4 protein-coding genes are annotated in these 7,960 nt (G+C 72.0%); 3 read left to right on the forward strand and 1 reads right to left on the reverse strand.

The window, feature by feature from the left end; genetic code table 11:
- Positions 1-89: 89 nt before the first annotated feature.
- Positions 90-1,193: a hypothetical protein gene (locus K313_RS0109790; protein ID WP_029211463.1), complete on the forward strand. Its 1,104-nt coding sequence runs from the start codon at positions 90-92 to the stop codon at positions 1,191-1,193.
- Positions 1,190-3,904: a multicopper oxidase domain-containing protein gene (locus K313_RS0109795; RefSeq protein WP_029211464.1), complete on the forward strand. Its 2,715-nt coding sequence runs from the start codon at positions 1,190-1,192 to the stop codon at positions 3,902-3,904. The genes K313_RS0109790 and K313_RS0109795 overlap by 4 nt, the downstream gene beginning before the upstream one ends.
- 36 nt (positions 3,905-3,940) lie before the next feature.
- Here the strand turns inward: K313_RS0109795 and K313_RS0109800 are convergent, their stop codons facing one another.
- Positions 3,941-6,334 (reverse strand): glycoside hydrolase family 3 N-terminal domain-containing protein, encoded by a 2,394-nt coding sequence (locus K313_RS0109800; RefSeq protein ID WP_029211465.1) that lies wholly within the window; start codon positions 6,332-6,334, stop codon positions 3,941-3,943.
- Positions 6,335-6,613: 279 nt separating this feature from the next.
- Between K313_RS0109800 and K313_RS0109805 the strand changes: the two genes are divergently transcribed.
- Positions 6,614-7,954 carry an ISL3 family transposase gene (locus K313_RS0109805; protein ID WP_420804905.1) on the forward strand — a complete coding sequence of 447 codons (1,341 nt, stop codon included), beginning with the start codon at positions 6,614-6,616 and terminating at the stop codon, positions 7,952-7,954.
- The last annotated feature ends 6 nt before the right edge of the window (positions 7,955-7,960 follow it).

The raw sequence follows: 7,960 nt of genomic DNA on the forward strand, positions 1-7,960 counted from the left end.
CCCTGCCTATGTCTCCCCTGTGAGCCCAGTCGCCGCCACCGCCGACCCCCGGTCCGGGCGGGCCCGATCGATTTACTACACTTCGACCTGTGATAAATCCGCAGGAGGCAGCCGCGCTACGCGTCCCCCGGCTGCCGCTCCTGCTCCCCGCCGGGCTGGCGCTGCTCGCGGGCCTCGACGCGGCCCTGATCCTCCTGCGGGTCCCGGCTCCCGTCGGCTCCGAGCGGCTGCCGTCCGTGCACGGTCACCTCATGGTCCTGGGGTTCGTCGGTACGGTCATCGCCCTCGAGCGGGCGGTGGCCCTGCGACGCACCTGGGGACTCGCCGCTCCGGTCCTGCTCGGCCTCGGGGCGCTCGCCCTGCTCACCCCCGTCCCTCGGGACGTCGGGACGGCGCTGCTGCTCGCCGGCACCCTCGCGCTGAGCGCGGTCTACGTCCCCCTCCACGCGCGGTCCCACGACCCGTCGGTGGCCGTCCAGGCGCTCGGGGCGGTCCTCGCCGCCGGGGCCGCGATGCTGCTCCTCGCGGGAGCCCCCGTCTCCCTGTCCCTCACCTGGCTCGTCGGCTTCGTCGTCCTGACCATCGCCGGCGAGCGCCTCGAGCTGGCCCGCCTCGCCATGCTGCAGCCCCGCGTGCCGGCCCAGCTCGTGACCATCTCCCTGCTGTATGCCGTCAGCGCCGCCACCGCGCTCCTCGCCCCCGGACCCGGCCACCGCCTCGTCGGGGTGACCGTCCTGGCGCTGGGCGTCTGGCTCGTCCGCCACGACGTCGCCCGACGCACGGTCCGCGGCTCCGGCCTCCCCCGCTACGTCGCGGTGTGCCTGCTGGCGGGTTACGCCTGGCTCGCGGTGACCGGCGCGCTGTGGGTCGTCCACGGCGCGATCACCGAGGGCCCGGCCTACGACGCCGTCGTCCACGCGGCCTTCCTTGGCTTCACGATGTCGATGATCATGGCCCACGCCCCGGTCATCCTCCCCGCCGTCCTGCGGCGCCCCCTGCCCTACAACCCCCTGCTCTACGTCGGAGCCGGGCTGCTGCACCTCACCCTGCTCGTCCGCGTCGTCGGCGGCGACCTGCTCGGTCACCAGGCGCTACGCGCCGGCGGGGGCGTGGGCAACGTCGCCGCCGTCCTGCTCTTTCTCGCCGGCGCGGTCGCGCTGGTCGTCACCGCTCCACGGAGGATCTCGTCATGAGCCTGCTCACGCCCGGCGGCAGCCGCCCGGAGACCCCGGGCACCCCGACGAACGGCCCCGGCCCCCAGGGCTTCTCGGACCGCGCCCGCTGGCACGTCCGGTCCTTCCTGCCGGTCCTGGCCTGGCTCGTGGCGGCGGCCGTCGTCTCCGTGGTGCACCGCTTCGTGCCCGGCTCGCGGTGGATGCTCGTCCACTTCCTGCTGCTCGGTGCCGTCAGCAACGCCATCGTCACGTGGACCTGGCACTTCACGGGTGCGCTCGTGCGGCGCCCCGCGTCCGCCACCGAGACCCAGCACCAGGTCGTGCGCCAGGTCCTGCTCAACGTGGGCGTCGTCGGGGTGAGCGCGGGCGTGGTCGGCGGCCAGCTGCGGACGACCGTCGTCGTGGGTGGCGTCCTCGCGTGGCACGGCGTCGCACTCGGCATCCGGGCCCGTCGCTCCCTGTCCAACCGGTTCCGCCGCACGATCACCTACTACACCGCCGCGTGCCTGCTCCTCCCGGTCGGGGCGGCCCTCGGGGCGTTCATGGCCGCGGGGCGCTCGGACGAGTGGCAGTCCCGGCTGGTCCTCGCGCATTTGGCCCTCAACCTGCTGGGGTTCGTCGGTCTGACCATCCTCGGCACCCTGGTCACCCTCTGGCCCACCATGCTCCGCACCCGCCTCGAGGAGGGCTCGGAGCGCACCTTCGCGGCCGTGCTGCCGATCCTGCTGGGCGCGATCGTCGTGACCGTGGCCGGGTCGGTCCTCGGGCTCACCTGGGTGGTCGCGGCCGGACTCGTCCTGTATGCCGCCGGCACCGTCACCCTGCTGATCCCCCTGGTGCGGACGGCCGTCCGCAAGCCGCCGTGGCAGTTCTCGACCTGGTCGGTGGGCGCGGGGATGGTGTGGCTCCTCGTCGCCCTCGGCCAGCTGGTGTGGCTCGTGGTCCGCACGCCACGGGTGGCGCGGGTGCACGACGACCTCGGGCTGGTGGTGTCCTCGTTCGCCGTCGGGTTCGTGGCGCAGGTGCTGTTCGGCGCCCTGTCCTATCTCCTGCCGGTCATGCTCGGCGGGGGCCCGGCCGCGGTGCGGCACACCACCTCCATGACCCAGCGCTTCGGCGCCTGGCGGGTGACGGTGACCTCGCTCGGCCTGCTGGTCTGCCTGCTGCCCGTCCCGAGCCTGGTGCGGGTCACCGCCTCGGTGCTCGTGCTCGTGGCGCTCTGCTTCACGCCCCCGCTGCTCGTCCGGGCCGCCGTCGTGGCCCACCGCCTGCGCACCCACCCCGAGCTCACCCGCGCCCTGCCGCTCCCCGAGCGGCGCGCCGACGGGGCGCCGACGCCGAGCCACGAGCGCGAGCGCGGTCGCCCCCTCGGTGGCCTCGTCGCCGGGCTCGCGGCGGTGCTGCTGGCCGTGGCCGGCGGTGTCGCCATGGACCCCGCCGCGGTGTTCCGCAGCGACGCCGCGGGTGGCGTGACCCCCACCGGGCGGACCGTCGACGCCACCGTCACGGCCCAGGGGATGCGCTTCACCCCCGACACCGTGACGGTGAACCCCGGCGACCGGCTCGTCATCACCGTCACCAACACCGACGCCGACGTGCACGACCTCACCCTCGAGACCGGCGAGCAGTCCGGGCGCCTCGCGCGCGGGCAGAGCGCCAGGATGGACGTGGGCGTCGTGGGCCGGTCCGTCGAGGGCTGGTGCTCCATCGTCGGGCACCGGCAGATGGGCATGGTCTTTCACGTCCGCACGACCGGCGGCGACGACGTGGCCGCCGCGCCCGGCGTTGCCGGGGCGCTCGCCGGGGGTGGCCATGGAGGTCACGCGGCCGGTGGCGCGGCCAGCCCGGAGGTCGACCTCCACGGCACCTTCCCCGCCGACTTCACGGCCCGGGACGCGACCCTCCCGCCCGCGCCCGCAGCCACGCTCCACCGGATCACCCTGCGCGCCCAGGACGTCGACCTGCCGGTCGGGCCCGGCGTCACCCGGCGCATGTGGACCTTCAACGGCCAGGCGCCGGGCCCCGCCATACGAGGCAAGGTCGGCGACCGGTTCGAGATCACCCTGGTCAACGAGGGCACGATCGGCCACTCCATCGACTTCCACGCCGGGGCCCTGGCCCCGGACGGGCCGATGCGCACGATCCAGCCCGGGGAGCGCCTCGTCTACCGGTTCACGGCGACACGCTCCGGCATCTGGATGTACCACTGCTCCACGATGCCCATGTCGGTGCACATCGCCGCCGGCATGGCGGGCGCGGTGATCATCGACCCGCCCGGCCTGCCCAGGGTCGACAAGGAGTACCTCGTCGTCCAGTCCGAGCTCTACCTCGGGGCGGGCAGCGAGCCCGCGGACGCCGCCAAGATCGCCGCCCACCAGCCCGACGCCGTCGTCTTCAACGGCACCAGCGGGCAGTATGACGCCCGCCCCCTCACGGCGAAGGTCGGTGAGCGGGTGCGGTTCTGGGTGCTCGACGTGGGTCCGGACGAGCCGACGACCTTCCACGTCGTCGGCGCGCAGTTCGACCGGGCGTTCAAGGAGGGCGCGTGGTTGCTGCGCGCCGCACCGGGCGAGCCGGACGCGCCCGGCGGGTCCCAGGCCCTCGACCTCGGCGCCGCGCAGGGCGGGTTCGTCGAGATGACCTTCCCCGAGGCCGGGCACTACCCCTTCGTCAACCACATGATGAGCCGCGCCGAGAGCGGCGCGCACGGGATCGTCGAGGTCCGCTGACGATCCCGTGCGCGTGGGCTCCTGCTCGGCGCCTGCTCAGCGACGGCGGTCGATCACGCCCTTCCACCCGAGGCCGAAGCCGAAGGAGTAGGTGTTGCCCATCGAGTCGCGGTAGGGGGTCATGTCCTCGCCGACGTCCTCCAGCTGGGCCTCGACCGCGTCCATGTCCTTGGGGCTGGTCATGGGCAGGCGGCCCCGCGGCTCGTGCTGGCCGAGCGCCGTCTCGATCAGCGCCTGGTCGCTGACGGAGTAGCCCACGAGGATGGCGTCGACCCGGCGCTCGAACTCCGCGGGGATGAAGCTCGTCTTGGCCTTGACGCTCGCGATGATCGGGATGTGGCGGCCCGTCCGCCGCTCGACCGTGCGGACGGCGTCCGCGGCCCGCAGCACGGCGGTGAGGTCGCGCTCGTTGCCGATCTTGGACGTGGCGCCGTAGTACGAGCGGTTCTCCTGCGTGCCGTCCTCGCGCAGGTCACCGGCGATGGAGGTGCGGCGCACGTGCGGGCCCGCCGCGGTGTAGGGACGCCACTGCAGGGACAGCGGGTAGAAGCTGCCGTCCTTGTTCATGCCGGCGCCGGTGAAGTTGTCGCCGTTGTCCGGGCCGCGCAGGCCGGCGAGGACCAGGTCCACGGACGACAGGTCGGGCAGCCGGTAGTCCACGACCTTGCCGGATGCGTCCAGCACCGGGGTGTCGGTCAGGACCTTCTTGAAGTAGCGCTTGGCGGTGTCGACGTCCATGGTCGGCCCGACCACGTCGGTCGTGGCCTGCGAGAACACGCTCGGGAAGCCGTGGGCGATGGTGCTGGGGATGTAGACCGTCTTGTTCTTGAAGGACGCCAGCGACGACTTCTTGACCGTGCGGCGGGCGTTCTTGAGCATGACGACGGAGTCGAGCTGGGCCGCGATGCCGCGCATCTGCTTGTCCTTGCTCGCGACCGTGGCCTGCGACCTCGACAGGTCGAGGTAGGGGTTCTCGAACAGGCCGGGGGCGAAGAGCATCCGCAGGATCCGCTCCCCCGACTGCCGGAACCGCACGTCCGCGCTGACCGGGACCTTGCCGGCCTCGAAGTCCTTCTGCCACATGGCGTGCGCAGCGAGGACGGGGACCGTGTCGTTGTTGCCGCCGAACATGTCCAGCCCCGCGCGCAGCACGGCGTAGTGCCGCTCGTTGACCGAGGCCTTCTCCATGCCCCAGGCCATGCCGAACGGCGAGTTCGGGTCGGTGTAGCCGCGGGTGACGCCCCAGTCGGTGCAGATGACGCCGTCGTAGCCGGCGTTGCGGGCCAGGTCGATCTTGACCTTGTCGTAGGCCGAGCCCACCCGGTTGCCCGTCAGGGGCGAGCCGTCCTTGGCGATGGCGATCGAGTAGCTGCTCATCACGGCCGTCGCGTCGCTCGCCGCCTGGAAGGGCTTGAGGTGCTCGGCCCAGTTGTTGCCGGGGTAGACGGCATACTTGCCGGCGTTGAGGTGCGACTCACGACCCGCCTCGCCGGCCCCGTCCCCCGGCCAGTGCTTGATCATCGTGTTGATCGAGTCCTCGCCCCAGCCTGTCGGGTGGCCGTAGAGGTCGTAGGTGTTCTGCGAGCCCTCGACGTAGGCCTTGGCCATGGTCGACGCGAGCGCGGCGTTCTCGCCGAAGGTGCCGTCGACGCGCAGCCAGCGGGGCTCGGTCGCGAGGTCGATCTGCGGCCCGAGGGCGGTCGTGATGCCCATGGCGCGGTACTCCTCGGAAGAGGTGCTCGCGAAGTCCAGCATCGTCTTGCGGGAGAAGGTCGCCGCCAGGCCCAGGTTGGACGGCCAGCGGGAGATGTCGCTGCCCGCCGCGTTGTATGCCGAGTCGTTGGCCGCCGTGGAGCGGGGATCCGAGGAGAAGTTGACCGGAACGTAGGGCAGGCCGCTCCTGGCCCGGGTCTCGGCGTAGGCCTGCACCTGGTTGACCCAGGTGACGGTCGCCTTGACGTCGTTGGAGCTGGCGTTGAGGACGTTGCGCAGGTGGTCCACGCCGAGGTACTTGCGCTGGGGGTCGGTCAGCCCGGCGGCGGCGTTGCGCTCGTGGGAGCTGAAGAGCATGAGCCCGGCGACCTGCGGGATGGTGAGCTCCTGGGCGAGGGCCTTGGCTCGCTCGTTCGTGGAGCGGCGCCAGTCCTCCCACACGTCCAGCCTGCCGTTGGCGTTCATGTCCTTGAACGCCAGGACGGCCTCGTCCGTCGTGACCCGCAGCAGCTTCACGCTGCCGCCCGGGACATAGCTGAGGACGGCGCCGCCGGCGGGGTTGGTCACCTGGGTGAACGTCGTCCGGCCGTCGGTGACGGTGCGCTCGGTGGGGGTGGGCAGGGCCGGGTCCGCGTGAGCGGTGCCGGCCGTGGCGGCGGCGCCGCCGAGCGCCAGGGCACCCGCGAGCGTCGTGGCCAGGAGGGGGGTGGTGCGCATCGGTGCTCCTTCGTGCCGCGGCCCGGTGCTGGTCGCTCCGGTGCGACCCGGCTCCCGGCCTGGATTCGGTGAGTAGCAGAGATCCTGGCATCGGCCATCTCACCCGGCAACGGGACGGAAACGGTTAGGCCGTTCAGGGCTCCATACGGCCATGCAAAGGGGCTCTTCAACCTTGAGGTGGGGGTGAGCGCGACACGCTAGAGCACGGGGTGAGGGTGGTTGGGGGTCGAGGCCTTCAGGATCGGAAGCGTCTCTTCAACCTGACCGGAAGGCCTCGACGTGTCCGAGCCTACGGGGTGCTGCTGCGCTTCCACGACCCCTTCGTACTGTGACCATTGCGACCTGCTGGTCGGCCTGGACGGCTTGCACGTGGTCGACGTCGACAAGACCGGCCATGGCGTGCTCGTGGTCACGATGGAGTCCGCGCCGACGGTGATGGGCTGCCCGACGTGTGGGGTGGTCGCTGAGAGTCGCGGCCGACGCACGACCACGCTGGTGGACATCCCGTGTTTCGCCCGGCCGACCCGGCTGCGGTGGCGCAAACGCACGTGGCGGTGCCTGGAGCCGGCGTGCCCGACCAGGGTGTTCACCGAGCAGGACGAGCAGATAGCCCGCCCGCGCGGGCTGTTGACCACCCGGGCGTGCCGGTGGGTGATCGAGCAGGTCCGCCGCGAGCACGCCTCCATCCACGGACTCGCGCGGCAGCTGGGGGTGGCGTGGAAGACGGTATGGGGCTCGATCCAACCCATCCTGGCGACGCTGGCCGACGACGAGGCCCGGTTCGCCGGCGTGACCACCCTCGGGGTGGACGAACACCTGTGGCACCACGTGAGTCCCCGCAAGCGCGGCCCGAAGGAACTCACCGGCATGGTCGACCTGACCCGTGACAAGGACGGACGCGTCCGAGCCCGGCTGCTCGACCTCGTACCCGGCCGCTCCGGGACCGTGTACAAGACATGGCTCGACCAACGCGGCACGGCGTTCAAGGCTGGGGTCGAGGTCGCCACCCTGGACCCGTTCCACGGCTACAAGAACGCCATCGACGACAAACTCGCCGACGCCACCGCTGTCCTGGATGCTTTCCATGTGGTCGCCCTGGCCGGCCGGGCGGTCGATGAGGTTCGCCGCCGCGTGCAGCAGGAGATCCACGGTCACCGTGGCCGTGCCGGCGACCCGCTGTACGGGATCCGGAACATCCTGCGCTGCGCGGCCGAGCGGCTCACCGAGAAGCAACAGGCCCGCCTGGCCGCTGCCATCGCCGCCGACGAGCGCCACGACGCCGTCCACATCGCCTGGCAGTGCGCCCAACGTGTTCGCGCCGCGTACGCCCACCCCGACCCCGCTCGAGGCCGCCAACTCGCTGAACAAGTCGTCGCCAGCTTCCCCACGTGTCCCATCCCCGAGATCGCCAAGCTGGGCCGCACCCTCAAGCAGTGGAGGGACGCCTTCCTGGCCTACTTCGACACCGGCCGCGCCAGCAACGGCGGCACCGAGAGCATCAACGGGCTCATCGAACTCCACCGCCGCATCGCCCGCGGCTTCCGCAACCGAGACAACTACCGGCTACGCATGCTCCTCATCGGCGGCGGACTCACCCCGCCACCCCCACCGGAAGTGTGAAGAGCC

This window comes from Arsenicicoccus bolidensis DSM 15745, from assembly GCF_000426385.1.
Lineage (GTDB): Bacteria > Actinomycetota > Actinomycetes > Actinomycetales > Dermatophilaceae > Arsenicicoccus > Arsenicicoccus bolidensis.

Coding starts and splice junctions, on each gene's coding strand:
- K313_RS0109795 (WP_029211464.1), top strand. CDS start 1,190: ATGAGCCTGCTCACGCCCGGCGGCAGCCGCCCGGAGACCCCGGGCACC.
- K313_RS0109800 (WP_029211465.1), bottom strand. CDS start 6,334: ATGCGCACCACCCCCCTCCTGGCCACGACGCTCGCGGGTGCCCTGGCG.